At 68.3% G+C, this 19,515-nt stretch carries 21 protein-coding genes; 13 read left to right on the forward strand and 8 right to left on the reverse strand.

Translation table 11 applies throughout. The features are described 5' to 3' along the window. Window positions 1-6 precede the first annotated feature (6 nt). The gene (locus CLV29_RS15225) at window positions 7-966 is read left to right on the forward strand and encodes a ribose-phosphate diphosphokinase (protein WP_133755940.1); all 960 of its coding nucleotides are present in this window, start codon (window positions 7-9) and stop codon (window positions 964-966) included. A gap of 61 nt (window positions 967-1,027) precedes the next feature. Here CLV29_RS15225 and CLV29_RS15230 read toward each other — a convergent pair whose 3' ends face one another. Continuing rightward, window positions 1,028-1,546 (reverse strand): hypothetical protein, encoded by a 519-nt coding sequence (locus CLV29_RS15230; RefSeq protein WP_133755941.1) that lies wholly within the window; start codon window positions 1,544-1,546, stop codon window positions 1,028-1,030. Between the two features lie 142 nt (window positions 1,547-1,688). Between CLV29_RS15230 and CLV29_RS15235 the strand changes: the two genes are divergently transcribed. Together CLV29_RS15235 and ispD are read left to right on the forward strand one after the other, a co-directional pair. Continuing rightward, on the forward strand, window positions 1,689-2,174 hold the full coding sequence (locus tag CLV29_RS15235; protein WP_133755942.1) for a CarD family transcriptional regulator: 486 nt from the start codon (window positions 1,689-1,691) through the stop codon (window positions 2,172-2,174). Between the two features lie 4 nt (window positions 2,175-2,178). Then, window positions 2,179-2,865: a 2-C-methyl-D-erythritol 4-phosphate cytidylyltransferase gene (gene ispD / locus CLV29_RS15240; protein ID WP_208292985.1), complete on the forward strand. Its 687-nt coding sequence runs from the start codon at window positions 2,179-2,181 to the stop codon at window positions 2,863-2,865. Between the two features lie 3 nt (window positions 2,866-2,868). On the opposite strand, the gene ispF is transcribed toward ispD, so the two are convergent. Together ispF and CLV29_RS15250 are read right to left on the reverse strand one after the other, a co-directional pair. After that, window positions 2,869-3,342: a 2-C-methyl-D-erythritol 2,4-cyclodiphosphate synthase gene (gene ispF, locus CLV29_RS15245; RefSeq protein WP_133755943.1), complete on the reverse strand. Its 474-nt coding sequence runs from the start codon at window positions 3,340-3,342 to the stop codon at window positions 2,869-2,871. Beyond that, the gene (locus tag CLV29_RS15250; protein ID WP_166649305.1) at window positions 3,342-4,415 is read right to left on the reverse strand and encodes a neutral zinc metallopeptidase; all 1,074 of its coding nucleotides are present in this window, start codon (window positions 4,413-4,415) and stop codon (window positions 3,342-3,344) included. Before CLV29_RS15250 ends, ispF begins: the two co-directional genes overlap by 1 nt. A 207-nt stretch (window positions 4,416-4,622) precedes the next feature. Here CLV29_RS15250 and CLV29_RS15255 point away from each other — a divergent pair, with 207 nt between their 5' ends. Next, entirely contained in the window at window positions 4,623-6,299 is a 1,677-nt protein-coding gene (locus CLV29_RS15255; RefSeq protein ID WP_133755945.1) for a DUF2207 domain-containing protein, read from the forward strand. 161 nt (window positions 6,300-6,460) lie between these two features. After that, a complete protein-coding gene (locus CLV29_RS15260; protein ID WP_133755946.1) occupies window positions 6,461-7,384 on the forward strand; it encodes a hypothetical protein in 924 nt (307 codons plus the stop codon). A 64-nt stretch (window positions 7,385-7,448) separates the two neighbouring features. Here the strand turns inward: CLV29_RS15260 and CLV29_RS15265 are convergent, their stop codons facing one another. After that, the gene (locus CLV29_RS15265) at window positions 7,449-8,891 is read right to left on the reverse strand and encodes a glycine hydroxymethyltransferase (RefSeq protein WP_133756038.1); all 1,443 of its coding nucleotides are present in this window, start codon (window positions 8,889-8,891) and stop codon (window positions 7,449-7,451) included. 358 nt (window positions 8,892-9,249) lie between these two features. On the opposite strand from CLV29_RS15265, the gene CLV29_RS15270 reads away from it, so the two are divergent. Then, window positions 9,250-10,206, forward strand: a complete 957-nt coding sequence (locus CLV29_RS15270) for a TIGR03557 family F420-dependent LLM class oxidoreductase (protein WP_133755947.1) — start codon at window positions 9,250-9,252, stop codon at window positions 10,204-10,206. 51 nt (window positions 10,207-10,257) lie between these two features. On the opposite strand, the gene CLV29_RS15275 is transcribed toward CLV29_RS15270, so the two are convergent. Then, window positions 10,258-11,274 (reverse strand): 1-aminocyclopropane-1-carboxylate deaminase, encoded by a 1,017-nt coding sequence (locus CLV29_RS15275; RefSeq protein ID WP_133755948.1) that lies wholly within the window; start codon window positions 11,272-11,274, stop codon window positions 10,258-10,260. A gap of 109 nt (window positions 11,275-11,383) precedes the next feature. On the opposite strand from CLV29_RS15275, the gene CLV29_RS15280 reads away from it, so the two are divergent. From CLV29_RS15280 to CLV29_RS15310, 7 genes are all read left to right on the forward strand, one after another. Next, window positions 11,384-12,025, forward strand: coding sequence for a GntR family transcriptional regulator (locus tag CLV29_RS15280; RefSeq protein WP_133755949.1), 642 nt, complete (start codon window positions 11,384-11,386; stop codon window positions 12,023-12,025). A gap of 80 nt (window positions 12,026-12,105) precedes the next feature. Next, entirely contained in the window at window positions 12,106-12,432 is a 327-nt protein-coding gene (locus CLV29_RS15285; RefSeq protein WP_133755950.1) for a plasmid stabilization protein, read from the forward strand. A 68-nt stretch (window positions 12,433-12,500) separates the two neighbouring features. After that, a complete protein-coding gene (locus CLV29_RS15290) occupies window positions 12,501-13,400 on the forward strand; it encodes an SDR family oxidoreductase (RefSeq protein WP_133755951.1) in 900 nt (299 codons plus the stop codon). Between the two features lie 135 nt (window positions 13,401-13,535). Then, the gene (locus CLV29_RS15295; RefSeq protein ID WP_133755952.1) at window positions 13,536-14,375 is read left to right on the forward strand and encodes an SDR family oxidoreductase; all 840 of its coding nucleotides are present in this window, start codon (window positions 13,536-13,538) and stop codon (window positions 14,373-14,375) included. Window positions 14,376-14,480: 105 nt separating this feature from the next. Next, window positions 14,481-14,666: a hypothetical protein gene (locus CLV29_RS15300; RefSeq protein WP_133755953.1), complete on the forward strand. Its 186-nt coding sequence runs from the start codon at window positions 14,481-14,483 to the stop codon at window positions 14,664-14,666. Window positions 14,667-14,815: 149 nt separating this feature from the next. Continuing rightward, window positions 14,816-15,469, forward strand: coding sequence for an AAA family ATPase (locus CLV29_RS15305; protein ID WP_133755954.1), 654 nt, complete (start codon window positions 14,816-14,818; stop codon window positions 15,467-15,469). Between the two features lie 23 nt (window positions 15,470-15,492). Further along, window positions 15,493-17,730, forward strand: a complete 2,238-nt coding sequence (locus CLV29_RS15310; RefSeq protein WP_166649306.1) for a helix-turn-helix transcriptional regulator — start codon at window positions 15,493-15,495, stop codon at window positions 17,728-17,730. A 4-nt stretch (window positions 17,731-17,734) separates the two neighbouring features. On the opposite strand, the gene CLV29_RS15315 is transcribed toward CLV29_RS15310, so the two are convergent. From CLV29_RS15315 to rlmB, 3 genes are all read right to left on the reverse strand, one after another. Further along, window positions 17,735-18,112 (reverse strand): hypothetical protein, encoded by a 378-nt coding sequence (locus tag CLV29_RS15315; protein ID WP_133755956.1) that lies wholly within the window; start codon window positions 18,110-18,112, stop codon window positions 17,735-17,737. A 32-nt stretch (window positions 18,113-18,144) separates the two neighbouring features. Then, the gene (locus CLV29_RS15320) at window positions 18,145-18,345 is read right to left on the reverse strand and encodes a hypothetical protein (protein ID WP_133755957.1); all 201 of its coding nucleotides are present in this window, start codon (window positions 18,343-18,345) and stop codon (window positions 18,145-18,147) included. 220 nt (window positions 18,346-18,565) lie between these two features. Then, window positions 18,566-19,513 (reverse strand): 23S rRNA (guanosine(2251)-2'-O)-methyltransferase RlmB, encoded by a 948-nt coding sequence (rlmB, locus tag CLV29_RS15325; RefSeq protein WP_133755958.1) that lies wholly within the window; start codon window positions 19,511-19,513, stop codon window positions 18,566-18,568. Window positions 19,514-19,515: the final 2 nt, after the last annotated feature.

Here is a 19,515-nt window from a genome sequence, read left to right on the forward strand (position 1 = left end):
GTCCGGGTGACGGACGAGATCACTGTTTTCACCGGTAGCGGCAACCCGGAGTTCGCCCAGCGGATGTGCGATCTGCTCGGCGTGGAGCTGTCGCCGACCAACATCACCCGCTTCAGCAACGACTGCATCCAGGTGCAGCTGCGAGCCAACTGCCGCCGCAAGGACGTCTACATCGTGCAGCCACTGGTGCCGCCGGTGCAGGAGAACCTGGTCGAGCTGCTGTTGATGCTGGACGCAGCACGGGGGGCCTCGGCCAACCACATCACCGCAGTGATCCCGCACTACGCCTATGCCCGTTCGGACAAGAAGGACGCCTCCCGGATTTCCATCGGGGCCAAGCTGGTCGCCGACATGCTGAGTGCGGCCGGTGCGACCCGAGTGATCACCATGACCCTGCACTCCGAACAGGTGCACGGTTTCTTCAACGTACCGGTCGACCACCTGACCGCGGTGAAGGAGCTGGCGGCGGCCTTCAGCGAGGACGACCTGTCCGACACCGTGGTGGTCTCACCCGACTTCGGCTACGCGAAGGTGGCCAGCGAATTCGCCCGCCGGTTGGATCTTCCGGTGGCCGCCGGCTCGAAGCGTCGGATGGCCGACGACAAGGTGATCATCGACCGGATCGTCGGTGACGTCGAGGGCAAGAAGGTGATCATCATCGACGACGAGGTGGCGACTGCCGGCTCCATGATCGAGTTGATCCAGAAGCTGCGGGAGGAGGGCGTGACCGACATCTCCATCGCCACCACCCACGGCCTGTTCACCGGCAAGGCGGTCGAACGGCTCAACGCCGAGCCCGACATCGCCCGGATCGTCTCCACCGACACCGTCCCGCTGACCGCCGAACGTACCCCCGAGAGGTTGCAGGTACGGTCGGTCGCCCCGCTTTTCGCCGAGGCGGTACGCCGGCACAACTGCGGCGAATCGGTCAGCTCGCTGTTCAGCGACGAGCCCACCTACGGCTGACCGCCGAGCCCAGACATACAACAAGGCCCCTCCCGACCGGGAGGGGCCTTGTCGGCTCAGCTCACAAGTTCGTCGGCTGCGGTGTGACCGTGGCGTAGTCGACGTTGTTGCCGTCGACGATCGGCACGTCCAGGGTCACCTCACCGGCATGGGTGAAGACCAAGGTGGTGCGCACGGTCAGGCCGACCGGGATCTCGCCCGAGACCAGGTACGGATTGCCGACCGAGAGCTTGCTCAATTGCTTGGTGACCACCGGGGTGGGACCGCCCTCGAAGACCAGCGGGGTGCCGGTGGGGTTGTTGTCGGCGTCGACCAGCTCTCCGCTCACCGACACCAAGGTGTCCTCCCCGGTGGTGCTGAGTGCGCCCTCGAGGAAGCCGGTGGTGCCGTCCCGGGTGATCAGCATCAGGTTCAGCACCTTCACCGGGTCCTGCTCTCCGACCTCGGCGTTCACCCCGCCGCCGATCGTCGGGGGCAGCCGGGCGGGGTCCTGGGTGCAGGCGGCGAACCCCACGGAGCAGGCGATGGCGAGGGCAGCGGCGGCCGTCGCTTGGGCGATACGAGAAGGCGAGGAGGTCACGCGCGCAGCCTAGCGCAGGCATACCCCTGTCGTCGTGTCAACCCTGCCCCGGACCGGTGACAGGCCTCTGGCTAGCGCAAACGCCGGATGGGTGGAACGGCGCCATGCTAGAATCGAGGCCGGGAAAGGGGTACAAGAGAAGATGACTTTTAATGTCGGTGAGACGGTGGTCTATCCCAATCATGGGGCGGCCGTCATCGAAGATATCGAGACCCGCCAGATCAAGGGAGAAGACAGGCTGTACCTGGTCCTTCGCATCGTCGGCCAGTCCGACCTCGTGGTTCGGGTCCCGGCCTGCAACCTCGACCTCGTCGGAGTGCGTGACGTGGTCGACGCGGAGGGTCTGGAGCGCGTGTTCACCGTGCTGCGGGCCCCGCAGGTCGAGGAGCCGACCAACTGGTCGCGCCGGTACAAGGCCAACATGGAGAAGCTGCACTCGGGCAATGTGATGAAGGTGGCCGAGGTCGTCCGCGACCTGTGGCGCCGGGAGAAGGACCGCGGACTCTCCGCCGGCGAGAAGCAGATGCTCGCCAAGGCTCGCCGGATCCTCGTCTCCGAGCTCGCACTGGCCGAGAAGGTCGAGGAGGATCGCGCCGAGACCATGCTCGACGAGGTCCTGGCTTCCTGAAGCATTGAACACAACAATCCCGGCACCGGCCGTCGCCCTCGTGGTGGCGGCCGGTTCTGGTGTCCGGCTGGGCGCCGGGATGCCGAAGGCACTGGTCCGGCTCTCCGGCAGATCACTGGTCGCCCGGTCGCTGGACTCGCTGGCTGCCGGGGGAGTGGCCGAGGCGGTGGTGGTGGCGCCGGCCGGCCACCTGGTCGAGTTCGAGAAGGCGGTCACCGATTCACCCATCCCGGTACGGGTGGTGCCCGGCGGCGGAGAACGGCAGGACTCGGTGCAACTCGGATTGTCGGCCCTGGACAGCGTGGACGGGCCGGTGCTGGTCCACGACGCCGCCCGCCCGCTGGTACCGGCAAGGGTGGTCTCGGCGGTGATCGAGGCGGTACGTGGCGGCGCGGTCGCCGTCGTACCGGTGGTCGCGGTCACCGACTCCATCCGCCGACTCACCGACGAGGGCAGCGAGATGGTGGACCGCTCGACACTGCGGGCCGTGCAGACCCCGCAGGGATTCGATCCCGGCGTCCTCACCAGAGCCCATGAGCTGGTCCGCGAGCGCGGTCTGCTGGTCACCGACGATGCGGCCGCCTGCGAGGCCGCCGGTCATCCGGTGACCCTGGTCGCCGGTGCCGCCGAGTCGATGAAGATCACCACCCCGGCCGATCTGCGGTTCGCCGAGGCGTTGCTGGGTGACTGAGCCTCAGTCGGCGCGTTCGACCAGACAAGTGGCGATCGCGGCGATGCCCTCACCGCGGCCGGTCAGCCCCAGCCCGTCGGTGGTGGTGGCCGAGATCGACACCGGTACGCCCCCGAGCGCGGCACCCATCAGATCCTCGATCTCGGTCCGGTACGGGCCCAGCCTCGGCCGGTTGCCGATCACCTGGACGGCGACGTTCAGGATGCTGAAGCCGGCGTCGGTCGCCCGCCGGGCGGTCTCGGTCAGGAACTCCGCGCCGGCCGCACCTGCCCACCGGGGCTCCGAGGTGCCGTAGTTGCTGCCCAGGTCACCCAGGCCGCAGGCCGAGAGCACCGCATCACAGGCGGCATGGGCGGCGACGTCACCGTCGGAATGGCCTTCGGGGCCGACCGGTTCGTCGGGGAAGCGCAGACAACCGATGATCATCGGCCGTCCCTCGACCAGCCGGTGCACATCGGTGCCGATCCCGCTACGCATCAGTCGGTCAGACTGTCATCGCTGACGACATAGGTGTTGCAGCGCCCGATCTCGGTGGTCGACATCCCCATCTGCGTCCAGTACTCACGGGTGGCGCCGTGGGGGTGGGTGCTCTCGATGTCGGCATCACCGGTCTGGGTGTCGGCACCCAGGGCGACGGTGTACTCCAACACCTCCTGGGCATCGGCCTCGGTGTAGGGGACCGAGCTCGCCGCGGAGTTGAGGAACAGGCCGGCGTAGCAATCGGCCTGCGCCTCGCGCATCCGGCTCATCTTCAGCGCCTCGGCCTCGCTGAGTTCCTCCGAAAGGATCACCGCCGCCGCCATCTGCCCGGTGCGGCCCTGGATGTCGTGGCCGAACTCGTGGGCCATCACCATGTCGAAGACCGCCGGATTGCCCGACGTACCGGGCAGATCGGCCAATTCCATGGAGAAGTAGAGCTGCTGGTTAGCCGAGCAGTAGACGGCGTTCATCTCCGGCAGATCACCGCAGGGGGTGTCGATCGTACCCTCGTAGACCGTCACCGCGGGCCGCGGAAGGGTCCACCCGGCGGACGTCATCGGTTCGATCCAGGTGGTCATCAGGCAACCGGTGAAGTCGTTGAAGTGGGCCTCGACCTCGTCCGGGCTGGCCGTGGCCGGATCGACCGGGGAGGTCTCACAGCGGATCGGGGCGCTGACCTGTTCGGCATTGATCGGGTTGGAGTACAGCATCGTCGACAACTCGTCGTAGGTCTCGGGGATCGGGAACTGGTCCGGATTCTCGTCCACCGGGGGCGGGGTGTAGTTCTCGTTCGCGTAGGCGACGTTGTCGTCGCTGTTGAACAGCGAGTTGGTGATGAACACGGCACCGACGATCAGCGCCAGACACCCGATCGCGGTCAGCAGGATCGCTCCGGGGCTGCTGCGTCGGCGAGGAGGTTGTCCACCGAACTGGGGCGCCGGCGGACCCGGTTGCGGCTGACCGCCGAACTGCGGGGCCCGTTGCGGGTAGGCCCGGGTCTGGAACTGCTGGGGTGCGCCGAAGCTGCCGCCCGGGGTACCGAAGCTGCGGTACGGCTGCTGCTGGCTCACAACCGACACCCTAGGGGGTGAGGAGGTCGACTGGGTACTGAACGCGGTCGGGTCGGTTGCCGGGGTTGTCGGGGTTGCCGGGTTGCCGGGCTCGACACCGTGACCGGACGGTGCCGTAGTCTGAGCGCTGCCGCTCGGGGGTTTGCGTCGGGCCGGCTGACCCCAACTCTCGGAGGACACGTGATCGCTGGGCAACGACCGACTCGGGTGTGGGCCGTCCTCGGCCTGCTGCTGGTCGCCTGGTTCGGCCTGCAACTGGCCCCGGCACATGCCGCAACCGGTGATGTCGAGGTGATGGAGGTCGACGCCAGCGTCGATCGCGACGGCGCACTGAGCGTCGAGCAGACGATGACCTTCGAGGGTGCGCCGCCGGCCGAGCTCACCCAGCGAATCGCCACGGTGGAGAACAGTGTCGGCGATGCGCAGTACCGCTACGAGATCTCCGAGGTCACCGCCAGCGCCGACGGTCAGCCGTTGCCGGTGGCGGTCGACGACACCGGTGAGGCGATGGTGGTGACCATCCCCACCGAGGGTGTTGCCGGACCGGTGACGCTCAGCTATGCCGTCGACGGCGCGGTCCGCACGACGCCGGACGGCACGATGCTGCACTGGCGTTTCCTGCAGGGCCTGTCGGCGCCCGTCGACGACGTCACCGTCGAGGTCGGGGTGCCGGGTCTGTTCAGCTACATCGACTGCGCCTCCGGACCGCCGAACTCGCCGACCAAGTGTGTGACCTCCAGTGGCGGCACCGAGGAGACCAGCCAGACCCCCACCTTCACCGATGGGCCGCGGGCGGCCAATGAGGTGGTCTCGATCGAGATCGGATTCCCCGCCGGGTTGGTGAGCGCGAACGAGAACCTCGAGTACCGCTGGAGCCTGGCCCGGGGGTTCTCCGCCGAACCGCTGCCGTTGGGGCTGGCCACCGGGCTGCTGCTGCTCGGTGCGATCGTCGTCTGGGTGCTGCACCGTCGCGCCGGGGCCGACCTGTCGGCCGGCGAGCGGGTGGAGCGCGTGGCCGAGTTCACCCCGGTCGCCGATGGTGCGGTCGACTTCACCGTCACCAGCGACATCCGCCCCGGCGAGGTCGGCACGATGGCCGATGAGCGGGTCGACCCGGTGGACGTGCTGGCCACGGTCCTGGATCTGGCGGTACGCGGACACCTGCGGATCACCGAGCTGCCGCACCGCTCGAACTACGCCCCGGCGGACTGGCAGCTGGAACGTCGTGAGGCCGACACCTCCGAACTGCAGGCCTATGAGCGGCGGCTGCTGGATGCCGTGGCACCGATCGGTGGCGAGCCGACGCGGGTCTCACAGATGAACGAGAAGATCGCCGATGCGATCCCGCAGGTGCAGTCCGAGCTGTACGACGAGATGGTCGGCCACGGCTGGTACGACCAGCGTCCGGACTCGACCCGCAACAAGTGGCAGCGGGCAGCCGTGATCGGGCTGGTGCTGTCGGTGGCGCTGACCGCGGTGCTGGCCATCTTCACCACCTTCGGCATGATCGGCCTGGCCCTGGTGATCATCTGCCTCGGCCTGATGTTCGTCGCCCAGGAGATGCCGGCTCGTACCGCCAAGGGCGCCGCGGCACTGCGCGGCCTGAACCTGTTGAGCGACGAGTTGCACTCGCGGACGACCACCGAGCTGCCGAAGGGAAGGGAGCTGGAGGTCATCTCCCGGGTGCTGCCCTATGCGGTGGTGCTCGGTGGTGCCAATCGCTGGCTGGACGCGATGGTGGCCGCCGATGACGACGAAGGTGTGGCCGACTCGACCGACCTGGACTGGTTCCACGGCCCCGAGGACTGGCACCTGGCGGATCTGCCGGACTCGCTGCGGCATCTGCTGCTGACCCTGGCCGGGGTGCTCTTCACCCGTACCTGAGGTGGGGCCGGCTCGGCTCGGTTGCCCGTCCCCCTTTTTTTCAGCGGTTATGGCCCCCTCCGGCGAATCCGGGCGGCCATAATCGCTGACAAGACCGGGGTCTGGCGGCTGGGTTGTGGAAAACCTCCGGTACGGCGTCGTGGCCGTCGGAGAATCGGGGGATGCCCCGACCCGCACCGCTGCCTGCCGCGATCGCCGGCCGCGCCTTCACCACCGTGGAGGCGGAGGCACTGGGCGTCAGCCGCAAGCGCCTGCGCGCCTCCGATCTTCGCTCACCCGCCCAGGGAATCCGGGTCCCGGTCGACCTGGACGACCCTGTTCCCGGATGCGTCCGGGCGCTGCTCACGCTGTTGCCGGATGCCTGGGCCTCCCACGGCACCGCAGCCGCGCACTACGGGCTCGCCCTGCCGCGACGGTTGCAGGACGATCCGCTGATCCATCTCAGCCGGGACACCCGGGTCGCGGCCGTGCGCCGCCGGGGGGTACGCGGTCACGCGGTACGCATCACCGCGGAGGAGATCGTCACCGATCGCGGGCTGCGGGTGACGAGCCCGGCCCGTACCTGGTTCGACCTGCTGCCTCACCTCGGCGAGACCGCGGCGGTGATCATCGGCGACCAGCTGCTGCGGCATCCGCGGGAGGAGTTCGAGGAGCGGGAGGCTCCCTGGTGCCTGCCTGCCGATCTGGACCGGGTGCTGGCCCTGAACGAGTGGCGCGAAGGCATCTGCCGCGGCCGGGAGGTACGCAAACTGGTCCGGGTCGGTGCCGATTCTCCTGCGGAGACACTGCTGCGGCTGGCGATCGTCCGAGCCGGTTTCGGCGAACCCGAACTGCAGCTGCGGCTCGATCCCGACGACCCGCGGAGCCCGGAGGGAGACCTCGGCTATCGGGCCGATCGGGTGGTCATCCAGTACGACGGCAGCCATCACCTCAGCCGCGAGCAACAGAGCTCCGACATCCGGCGGGACCAGCGCTGGGCCGATGCGGGTTGGCGGGTGCTGCGATGCGATATCGCCGACCAGCGGAGCGGTTTCGTTCGGGTGCTGCGCTGGCTCGGCGCGAGCTCATGGCGTACCGCCGCCTGATCCCGTCAGCGAAAATGGCCCCCCGATCAGCGATCAGGGGGCCATAACGGCTGAAAAAAGCGGGTCAGAGTTCGAGGCCCGGGTACAGCGGGTTGGCCTCCAACAGCTCGGCCGAGCGGGCCTTGGTCTTCTCCGCCACACCCTCGGCGAGGGTGTACTTCGCCTTGCCCGGTTTGCCGGTGGAGGCCGTCACCGGGGTGGTGTTGGACAGCACGTCGACGATCATGTCGGCGACCGCGTCGAAGTCGTCGGGGCCGAAACCGCGCGAGGTCAGCGCGGGCGTACCCAGCCGTACCCCGGAGGTGTACCAGGCGCCGTTCGGGTCGTTCGGTACGGCATTGCGGTTGGTCACCACCCCGGCATCCAGCAGCGCCGATTCACCCTGCCGACCGGTCAGCCCGAAGCCGGAGACGTCGAGCAGCACCAGGTGGTTGTCGGTGCCGCCGGTGACCAGCTTCGCACCGCGCCGCGACAGCGACTCGGCGAAGGACTTGGCGTTGTCGGCGACCTGCTGGGCGTAGGTACGGAAGTCGGCGGTACGCGCCTCGGCCAGGGCCACCGCCTTCGCCGCCATCATGTTCGACAGCGGACCGCCGAGCACCAGCGGGCAGCCCCGGTCGACACTCGGCGCGTACTCCTCGGTTGCCAGCACCAGACCACCGCGAGGTCCACGCAGCGACTTGTGGGTGGTGGTGGTGACGACATGGGCATGCGGCACCGGGTCCTCGTCGCCGGTGAACACCTTGCCGGCGACCAGACCGGCGAAGTGGGCCATGTCGACCATGAAGGTCGCCCCGACGGAGTCGGCGATCTCGCGCATCTTGGCGAAGTTCACCCGCCGCGGGTACGCCGAGTAACCGGCGATCAGCACCAGCGGCTTGAACTCCTTGGCCATCGCCGCGACCTTGTCGTAGTCCAGCAGCTGGGTCTCCGGGTCGGTGCCGTAGGAGCGCTGATGGAACATCTTGCCGGAGATGTTCGGCCGGAATCCGTGGGTCAGGTGACCGCCGGCGTCCAGGCTCATGCCCAGCATCCGCTGCTCGCCGAAGGTCTTCCGCAAGGTCTCCCAGGCGTCCTCGTCGAGCTCGTTCACGTTCTTCTTGCCCAGCTCGGCCAGCGCCGGCTGCTCCACCCGGTGGGCCAGGATCGCCCAGAAGGCGGTCAGGTTGGCATCGATGCCCGAGTGCGGCTGCGCGTAGGCGTACTCGGCGCCGAACAGCGCCCGGGCATGCTCTGCGGCGACGCTCTCGACGGTGTCGACGTTCTGGCAACCGGCGTAGAACCGGTGCCCGATGGTGCCCTCGGCGTACTTGTCGCTGAGCCAGTTGCCCATCGTCAACAGGGTCGGGATGGAGGCGTAGTTCTCGCTCGCGATCAGCTTCAGCGAGTTGCGCTGGTCGGTCAGCTCGGAGCGGATGGCCTCGGCGATCCGGGGCTCGACGCTGCCGGTGATCTGCAGGATCGTCCGGTACGCCTGGGTGGCGGCTTCGACGTCGAGGGGTGGCAGGGAGTCAATGGGTGCAACGGTGTCGGTCACGGTGCCAATCTAACCGACCGGGCGCCGGGCCCGGAGGGCTTGTCGGGTTCCGGAACGAAGACTCCGGCCGAGGTACGGGGTGGCCGCGGTACGCAGATGCCTGCGACGTGCCGAAGAGTCCCCCGGTGCGTCCGGGGGACGGGTTGTCAGACGTGCCTCCGGGGTTGCCCCGAGAGCCCGGCTGCCAGGCCTGCGTTCGACAGCCCGGGTGTCCGGCGTACCCCGGTTGTCCGTGGGCCCCGGTTGTCCGGCGTGATTGGCTGGAACCGTGGCGTCGGGCCGGGTGAGCCCCCGGACGACGCAGACCGCTGCATCGAGAGGAATCATCATGAGACTGGGATACAAACTGATCGCCGAGGCCTACGGGCCGCAGGAGATCGTCCGGCAGGGAGTGCTGGCCGAGCAGGCCGGTTTCGACTTCGTCGAGGTCAGCGATCACTACCATCCGTGGCTGACCAGCACCCCGCACTCGGGTTTCGCCTGGTCGATGCTGGCCGCCCTCGCCGCCCGTACCGAACGGATCGAACTGGCCACCGGCGTGACCTGTCCGACCTTCCGTTACCACCCGGCGATCATCGCCCAGGCCGCGGCCACCACCGCCTTGCTGTCCGACGGGCGGTTCAGCCTCGGGCTCGGTTCCGGTGAACGGCTGAACGAACATGTGGTGGGCGACGCGTGGCCGTCGGTGAGCACCCGACAGGCGCGGCTGGTGGAGGCGATCGAGATCATCCGCGCGCTGTGGTCGGGCGGCTATCACAGCTATGACGGGCGCTACTTCCAGCTCGACGACGCCCGGGTCTTCGACCTGCCCGACGAACTGCCGAAGATGCTGATCGCCGCCGGTGGTGACCGGGCCGCCAAGCTGGCCGCCGAGCGCGGTGACGGGCTGTTCGCCACCGAACCACTGCCGGAGCTGATCGAGGGCTACCGGGCTGCCGGCGGTACCGGGCCGCGGTACGGCGAGGTGCCGCTGGCCTGGGCACCCGATGTCGAGTCGGCTGCCCGTTCGGCACATGAGAAGTTCCGCTTCGGGCTCACCGGCTGGAAGGTCCAGGCCGAGTTGCCGAACCCGATCAACTTCGACGCCGCGACGGCCATGATCACCCCCGAGGACATGGTGCAGAACTTCGGTTGCGGTCCGGATGTCGAGCGGCATCTGGAGGTGATCGGCCAGTTCGTCGATGCCGGTTTCGACAACCTGGTGTTGATCAACGCCGGAACCGACCCGGACGGCTTCTTCGAGTTCTTCACCGACACCCTCGCACCGCGGCTGCGGCAGCGCTGAGAGCGACGCGGGCGCCCATGATCATGGGCGCCCGATCCGGTTCGACGAGGGTCAGAAGATCTGCGAGTAGGCGTTCAGCGCCGGTTGTCCGCCCAGATGGGCGTAGAGCACGGTCGAGTCCTTGCCGATCTCTCCGGAGCCGACCAGATCGATCAGACCGGCCATCGACTTCCCCTCATAGACCGGGTCGATGATCATTCCCTCGGTACGTGCCGAGAGCTTGATCGCCTCGACGGTCGACTCGACCGGGATTCCGTAGAGATCACCTGCCCAGCCTTCGAGGACGGTGATCTCGTCGTCCCGCAGGTCTCGTCCGAGCTTGATCAACTCGGCGGTGTGCCTGGCGATCCGGCCCACCTGGTCGGTCGTCTTGGTCAGGGTCGCCGAGGCATCGATGCCGAGCACCCGCCGGGGTCGGGGATCGATCTCGGACAATGCGGCGAAACCGGCGATCATCCCTGCGTGGGTGGAACCGGTGACCGTGCAGACGACGATCGTGTCGAAGAAGACCCCGAGTTGCTTCTCCTGTTCGGCGACCTCGAAGGCCCAGTTGGCGAAGCCCAGCCCGCCGAGTTCGTGTTCCGAGGCTCCGGCCGGGATCGGGTACGGGACGCCGCCGGCCGCGGCGACCTCGTCCAGGGCTGTCTGCCAACTGGATCGGATCCCGATGTCGAAACCGGCATCGTCGAGCCGCACATCGGCGCCCATGATCCGCGACAACAAGATGTTCCCGACCCGGTCGTTGCCCGGATCGTCCCAGTCCACCCACTTCTCCTGCACCAGCCGGGCCTGCAGGCCGAGTTTGGCCGCGACCGCCGCCACCTGCCGGGTGTGGTTGGACTGGTAACCGCCGATGCTGACCAGGGTGTCGGCACCGGAGGCGAGGATGTCGGGAACGATGTACTCGAGCTTGCGGGTCTTGTTGCCGCCGAAGGCCAGGCCGGAATTGCAGTCCTCGCGTTTGGCCCACAACTGCGCCCCGCCGAGATGTCGGGTCAGGTTGTCCAGCGGGTGGACCGGGCTGGGGCCGAAGGTGAGCGGGTAACGCTCGAAATCGCTGATGGGCATCGGGGTACGCCTCCGAGGTGGGCTGAGATGACTGACATGCAATATATTGCATTCAGGAGACCGTCAGGGCAAGCGATCTGCGGCAGGATGTGACGAGGAGGTGGTACGGGTGCCGATCCCCGAAGCCGAGGTGGTGTCTCGACGACTGCTGCGCGACGACGTGTACGCGATGATCCTCGACGCGATCGTCAGCGGTCAGCTGGCACCGGGGGAGCGGTTGCGCGACCAGGACCTGGCGGCCTGGCTCGGCGTCAGCCGCACCCCGGTCCGGGAGGCCCTGTTGCGACTCGAACGCGCCGGACTGGTGATCAGCAAACCCGGCAGTTCCACCACGGTGGCACCCGATGACCCGAGGTCGGTGGCCGCGGCGCAGCAAGTCGCGGCTGCGCTGCACGAGCTGGCGACGCGGGCAGCGGTCGGCCGACTGGGCGAGGGCGACTTCGGCGAACTGGACGACGCCAACGCCGCGCTCGGCGACGCCCTGGGCGCAGCCGACCCGATCGCAGCGGCCAGGGCCGACGAGGCCTTTCACCAGGTGTTCGTCCGGGTCGCCGACAATCCTGTGCTCACCGAGACCCTGGGTCAGGTCACCCCGCTGCTGCGGCGGGCCGTGCACCTGCGGTTCGGGGAGTTCTTCTCCGGCCGCCAATCCACCGAGGTGCATGAGCGGATCGTCGAGGCGGCCCGTCGGCGAGACGCCGAAACCGCCGGTCGCCTGGCCCGCGACAACTGGCTCACCCTCGCCGACTGAGGACCCAGCACCGGGGGCGGGGTTGGCTCGGCCCGGTGGATGTGACAGGTTGGAGGGGTACCCGTCGGGAGGAGGGCAGCATGCCCCAGCAGGCGTGGAGCGACAAGCGCGAACGACAGTACGAGAAGATCAAGGACAGCGAACTCGATCAAGGCCGCAGCACCGAGACGGCCGAGGAGATCGCCGCGCGGACGGTGAACAAGGCCCGTGCCCGCGCCGGTGAGTCCGCACAGGCCAGCCGTACCTCGACCGAGGACATCTCCTCGGGGCGCCGCGGCGGGCTGCGTTCGGGAAAGGGTCCCGGCGGCCGGACCAAGGATCAGCTCTATGCCGATGCCAGGCGTGCCGGCATCAAGGGCCGATCGAAGATGACCAAGGAAGAACTCGAAGCAGCACTGCGCCGTTGACCCGGCAGTGCCCCCAACCCACACAGCGCACCACCAGCGCAGACGAAACGTTCGAAGGAAGAAGCACCATGACGCAGGACAACATCAGCACCCGCGCCGCAGCCATGACCAATGATCAAGGCGGGTTCGAGGCACAGCAGCAGACACCTCCCGGATCCACCACGGCGATGCAGCCGGTTCCCGATCATGGTGAGCAGACCTACGTCGGTCATGATCGACTCGCCGGACTGCGTGCACTGATCACCGGCGGAGACTCCGGGATCGGTCGCGCAGTCGCCATCGCCTACGCCCGGGAAGGGGCCGATGTGGCGCTGTCGTACCTGCCCGAGGAGCAGGCCGATGCCGAGGACACCGCCGCCTGGGTGGAGAAGGCAGGCCGCAAGGCCGTCCTGCTGCCCGGTGATCTTCGTACCAAGGAGGTCTGCGAACAGGTGGTGAAGGATGCGGTCGACGGACTCGGTGGTCTGGACGTGCTGGTGAACAACGCCGGATACCAGATGGCGCGGACCGAGGGCATCGACGAGTTGCGCGACGACGATCTCGACCGGGTGTTCAAGACCAACCTGTATGCGACGTTCTGGGTGACCCGGGCCGTCTCACCACACCTGGGCAGCGGCGCCAGCATCATCAACACCACCTCGATCCAGGCCTACGAGCCGTCGACCACGATGCTCGACTACGCAGCGACCAAGGCCGGGTTGAACAACTTCACCGTGAACCTCGCCGCGGAGCTCGGCCCGCGCGGCATCCGGGTCAACGCCGTTGCTCCCGGACCGATCTGGACGCCCTTGCAGCCGGCGACCCAGTCGGCGGAGAAGGTCGAACAGTTCGGCGGGGACACTCCGCTGGGCCGGGCCGGGCAGCCCGGCGAGGTCGCCGGAGCCTATGTCTTCCTGGCCGCACCGGCCGAGGCCGGCTACGTCTCGGCGACGGTGGTCGGTGTCACCGGCGGCAAGCCGGTCTTCTGAGGTACCGCCCCTGCGGGAGCGCGGGCCGTCCGAGGGGTCTTTCGAGACACCGTTCGTCCGAGGCCACGGGGCCGGGTGGAGCAGATTGCCGCTCCACCCGGTCCCGTTCCTTCGCTGCCGCGGCATGATGGGGTGATGAGTGAACTGATCGCCGTCACCGGTACCACCGGTGCGCTGGGTGGCCGTACCGCAGAACTGCTCAGCGCGCGAGGCGCCCGTTTCCGGATGCTGGTACGCGACCCCGCGCGCGCCCCCGAACTGGCCGGCGGGGAGGTGGCGGTCGCCGAGTTCGCCGACACCGCTGCCGTCACCCGGGCACTGGCCGGGGTGACAACGGTGCTGATGGTCTCGGCGCACGAATCGGCAGACCGAGTCGCCGAACACCGCTCCTTCATCGACGGTGCGGTCGCTGCCGGCGTACAGCAGATCGTCTACATCTCCTTCGTGGGTGCAGATCCCGGAGCCACCTTCACCCTCGCCCGTGACCATGCGGCGACCGAGGAGTACCTGCGCGACAGTGGCGTCGCGACCACCATGTTGCGGGACAACTTCTACGCCGACGCCCTGATCGAATTCGGCGGGGAGGACCGGGTGATCCGTGGACCCGCCGGTGACGGGCGGGTCGCCGCGGTCGTTCGCGCCGATGTCGCCCGTACCGCCACCGCGGTCCTGCTGGACCCCGAACCGCACCGGGGGAAGACCTACAACCTGACCGGACCGCAGGCGTTGACCCTGGCAGAGGTTGCCGCCACGGTCACCGAGATCACCGGGAACCCGCTGACCTACCACGACGAGACCCTCCCGGAGGCCTACGAGTCACGGGCCAAGTACGGTGCGCCGGAATGGATGGTCGACGCGTGGGTGTCGACCTACCTGGCGATCGCCGAGAACAAGCTGGCCACGGTCAGCGACGACATCGAACACCTCACCGGGGCCCCGCCGACCAGTCTGGCCGAGCTGCTGCGGGCCGGCTGATCGACCTCTGAGGTAGCTGCCGGTCGATCTGAGGTAGCGCGAGCCTGCAGGAACAGGGATTCTCGCCGATGTGGCACGGCTGGCTGGGCCAGCAATGTGGGCTGCATGAGCGATTACCTGGCAATGAAGATGACCGAATCCCGCATGGACGACCTACGGGCCGAGGTGGAGAACCGGCGGTTGGCACGAGAACTGCCGTCACGCCCCTCACTCCTGCGGCGGTGGTGGGACCAGTTGACGGACAATGGCCCTGCGCGGCAGCCGAGTACCCGCCGGCGGTACGCCGCCTGATCGGTGTCGTGCCCGGCCTGTGCACCAGCCGGGAACGGGCAGCGCTACCATCCGAGGCAGCCATCGGTGCTGCACGAGGAACCCCCGGGAGAAGCAGATGATCACGCCAGCCACACCGGCGGTCGAACCGTCGAGGTACGGGGGCGCGCGTGGGTGATCGTCGAGCCATGGTCGGCCGCGATGCCGAACTCGGCGCAGTCCTCGCCTCGATCGGAGTCGACCCCCACCGGGGCGCCGATCGATTGACCGACCTGCTGATCGCCGGTGACGCCGGTGTGGGCAAGTCCCGACTCCTGGCCGCGGTACGCGAGGAGGCCGAGCGGCGCGGTTGGTCGATGGTCAGCGGACACTGCCTGGACTTCGGCGACGCCGACCTCGCCTACCTGCCGTTCTCCGAAGTGGTGGGACAACTGGTCGAGTCCTGGCCCACAGCGATGCAGCAGGTCCTGCAGGCCCATCCCGCCCTGGCCAAGTTGCAACCCGGGAGACGTACCAGGTCGGCCGGGACCGGATCGGATGACGATCAGGCCGTGGACCGGCCGGATCTGTACCGGGCCATGGCCGCGGCGCTGGCCGCGGTGGCGAAGCAGAACCCGCTGATCCTGGTGATCGACGACTGTCACTGGGCCGATCGGTCGACCCGGGAGCTGCTGACCTTCCTGCTCTCCCGAGGCGATCCTGCCGGTTTTGCGGTGATCGTCTCCTACCGGGCCGATGATCTCCATCGCCGGCACCCGCTGCGGCGCCACCTCGCCGAGTGGGGACGTCTGGGTGGTGTCGACCGGTTGCAACTGGGCCGCTGAGTGACGCGGCCGTGCGGATGCTGGTGAGCCAGCTCAGTGCCGATCGGTTCGACGAGCGCCAACTCGGTGATGTCGTCGACCGGGCCGAGGGCAATGCCTTCTTCGTGGAGGAGTTGGTCAATGCCGCCGCCGAGCCCGGTGGTGCCGTTCCCAATGATCTGGCCGACCTGCTGCTGGTCCGCCTGGACCGGTTGGACGAGGCCGCCCGGCAGGTCGTGCGGACCGCGAGTGTCGGCGGTCGGCGGGTCTCCCATGTGCTGCTCGAGGCGGTGGTCGACCTCGGTGCGAATGAGTTGGAGACGGCCCTGCGCAGTGCGGTCGACCAGAATGTGCTGACCGCCGATCGGGGCGGTTATGCCTTCCGTCATGCGCTGCTCGGTGAGGCCGTCCACGACGACCTGTTGCCCGGCGAGCGGATTCGGTTGCACACCCGTTACGTGCGAGCCCTGCAGGACGATCCGGCGGCCGGTCCTGCCGCGGGACTGGCCCGTCACGCCCGACTGGCCCACGACTGGCCGACCGCCTTCTCCGCCAGCATCGAGGCGGCCCGGGAGGCCAATGCCGTCGGGGCACCGGCCTCGGCAGCCGGACATTACCTGCGGGCGCTGGAGATCCGAGCCACCGAGTCCGACCTGTCCGTCGACGGTCCCGGACCGGTGGACCTGGTCATCAGCGCCGGTGAGGCGCTGATGCTGGCCGGCGATCCCGAGCGCGCCGAGGCCGTGCTGCGCGAGCAGTACACCGCGATGGGACCGGGATCGAGTGTGACCGATCAAGCGCGGTTGCTGGTCTCCCTGGCCCGGGCGGGGAGCTTCCTCGACGGTGAACAGGAATCGCTCGAACTCTCGGCGAAGGCGGTCTGGCTGGTACCCGAGGGATTGTCGGTGGTACGGACCGAGATCATGGTCAACCACGCCAAGGTCCTCGGTGCGTGGGGCCGCGTCTTCGAGGCCGAGCAGGCCGGCCTCGAAGCCTTGGCGATGGCCGAACAGTTGCAACGCAATGACCTGGCCAGTGACGCCGCAACCACCCTCTCCGCCCTGCTGGGCAGCGGTTCGACGGAGCAGATGCGGGAATCACTGCGGGCGTCGGTGGAGCGAGCGGCGAGCGCCGGTGCCCTCGAGGCCGAACTGCGCGGGCGGTACCTGCTCGGACGGTCGTTCCAGGACCAAGGTCAGTACTCCGAGGCGGTCGGCTGGTTCGAATCCGCCGTCGAGCTGGCCGCCGATCGTCACTCCCGCTGGGCCCCCTATGCCTTCGTCGCCTACTGGCAGCTGTGCTGGATCCGTTATCTGCAAGGTGATTGGGAGCAGGCACTGGCCATGACCGTCGTCGACGATCAACCACCGCTCACCGGCGCTGTGCTGACCGCCCTGCGCTGCACCATCGGTTCGGCGCGAGGTGACGACATCGGCAGGGAACTGGCAGGTCTGCGATCGTTCTGGACCCGTGATGTGGCGGTGGCCATCCACTCGGCGCCGTTGGAGATGATCTTGGCGGGCCGACGTGGCCAGCCGGAGTCGATCATGGACAGATATGCCGAAGTGGTGGCCGACCTCACGCCGGTGTGGCAGGAGTGGTTCGATGCCCGGCTCCGGCTGGCGGCCGTGGCCATCGGGGCGATCGCCGAGGCGTTGCCCGGCTGCAGTTCCCAGCAACGTCTCGCACTGCGGAACCCGATCGAGCGACTGCATGCCGACGGTCTGGAGGTACTTGCCCGGCGGAGCTCACTGGCGCGGCAGCGTTGGGGACCCGAGGGGAGGGCGTGGGAGACGCGGCTGCATGCCGAGACGTTGAGGGCCCGCTGGCTGGTTGGCTCCGACGATGCCCCGGGCGCTGAGGAGTTGATCACCGCCTGGAAGATGTGCGAGGAGGCCTTCGCCCGACTGGGCCATGTCCACGAACTGGCCGTCGTGCGTACCGCGCTGGTGGGTGTGCTGCAGGCTGCCGGTGGTGATCAGCCGCAGGTGCGAGAGTTGATTGCCGCCGCCAGGCGTACCGCCGTCGCGCTCGGCGCAAAACCCCTGCTGGAACGGCTCGGGTCCCATCGTGATGCAGGTCCGGGCCCGGTGGAACTGACACCTCGTGAGGGCGAGGTCCTGCGACAGGTCGCCGAGGGCCACAGCAACGGTGAGATCGGGAAGCGGTTGTTCATCGCCACCAAGACGGTGAGTGTGCACGTGTCCAACCTGATGGCGAAACTGGGGGCGAGCTCACGTACCGAGGCGGTGGCGATGGCCCGACGTCGAGGACTGATCTGAGCGATCAGTAGTCGATCTCTCGCAGCAGCGCACTGGGCGGGCTCACGTCGGCGCCGATCGCGTGGATCCGGTCGGCGAGTGCCCGGTCGGCGGTCACCACCGTCAGGTCCTCACCGGCTGCCACCACCGAGCAGGCGCGGCGGATCACCTCATCATCCCCGAGGCCGTCGGCATGACGTACCCAGACCGAACCGGTCGTGGATTCGGGTACCCCTTGCCGGGCGGGTCCCTCCAGGACGAGTTCGACCCGGTCGACGGTGGACAGCCGGGCATCGACCAGGCATCGATGGAGTCGGTACGCAGCCGCTGCCCGATCCCTCCACCAGCCATCGGGAACCGAACCGACCACATTCGCGCTGTCGATGATCATCACGCTGCTCATCGACGACCCCCGATCGGTGCGTACCCCGAAGATCAGGAACTGCGAACATGGTCGACCACCGCAGCATCGAACCCATCCGCCGGGGTGCGGCCGGTGCCGAACGGGCCCGGAATCGGGATGATCATCAGCGGCGCAGGAGCTTTTCCGCCGATCATCCCCGCGGGGGATTCGGAAAGGCCGCAGGCCTCGGTCCTGGGGTGGCTGACTGCGGGTGTGCCGAAGTGGGTGTGCATGGGGGGCTCCTCGAATCGGTATCTCATCCGGCCGGCGAGTGACCGGCAGTCACCGGCCGTACCGGATTCGCCACGAGGTGCGAAGCGGACGGGATCGGCAACCGATAGGAAGACTATCAGGTGAGGCCCGTGGTCGTGTCGAATCCTCGCCCAGCATGGATCGGGGTACGAGCGTGGCCGGTCTCGAGATGGTCGACCGGAATGCTGTCGGGAGGTGGGTTCAGCTGCGGTGGCGGCTGACCTCGTACAGCGCGATACCGGCCGCGACACCGGCGTTGAGGGACTCGACCTCCACCGCGATCGGGATCGAGGCCAGTACGTCACAGTGCTCGCGTACCAGTCGGGCCAGACCGTCGCCCTCGCTGCCGACGACCAGCACCACGGGGCCGTCGAGACCGGCGACCTCGGAGATGTCGGTCGAATCCTCCTCACCGGCCAGCCCGACGATCGTGAACCCCGCCTTGGCATAGGCGGCCAGGGTGCGGTTCAGGTTGGTGGCGCGGGCGATCGGCAGTCGTGCCGCAGCGCCGGCGGAGGTCTTCCAGGCGGCAGCGGTCATCTGGGCCGAGCGGCGTTCGGGAATGATCATGCCCTCGGCGCCGAAGGCGGCCGCCGATCGGACGATCGCGCCCAGGTTGCGAGGGTCGGTGATCGAATCCAGTGCCACGACCAGCCCGGGGCTGTCACCGGCGATGATCGAGTCCAGCAATTCCTCGGGATGGGCATAGGTGAACTCGGGAAGACGCAGCGCCACGCCCTGGTGCACCGCGCCGCCGGTCATCCGATCCAGTTCTGCCCGGGTCACCTGCAGCATCGAGATGCCGTTGTCGGCGGTGAACTTGAAGATCTCCCGCAACCGGTCGTCGCGTTCGAGCCCCTCGGCCACATAGGCGGCACGGATCGGGATCTCGGCCAGGAGCGATTCCAGTACCGGGTTCCGGCCGACGATCCACTCCGCCCCCGTGGCCTTCGGGGTCCGCCGCTGCGAACTCGCCGCCCGCTTCTCGGCGGCCTTCTTCGTCCGGTGTGCCTTGTGGTACACCCGATCCTCCGCCCGCGGAGTCGGCCCCTTGCCCTCCAGACCACGGCGGACCCGGCCGCCGGAGCCGGCGGTATTGCCCTTGCCCTTCTTGCGGACTGCCCCTCGGCGCTGCGAATTTCCTGCCATGT

The organism is Naumannella halotolerans, from assembly GCF_004364645.1.
Taxonomy (GTDB): Bacteria; Actinomycetota; Actinomycetes; order Propionibacteriales; family Propionibacteriaceae; genus Naumannella; species Naumannella halotolerans.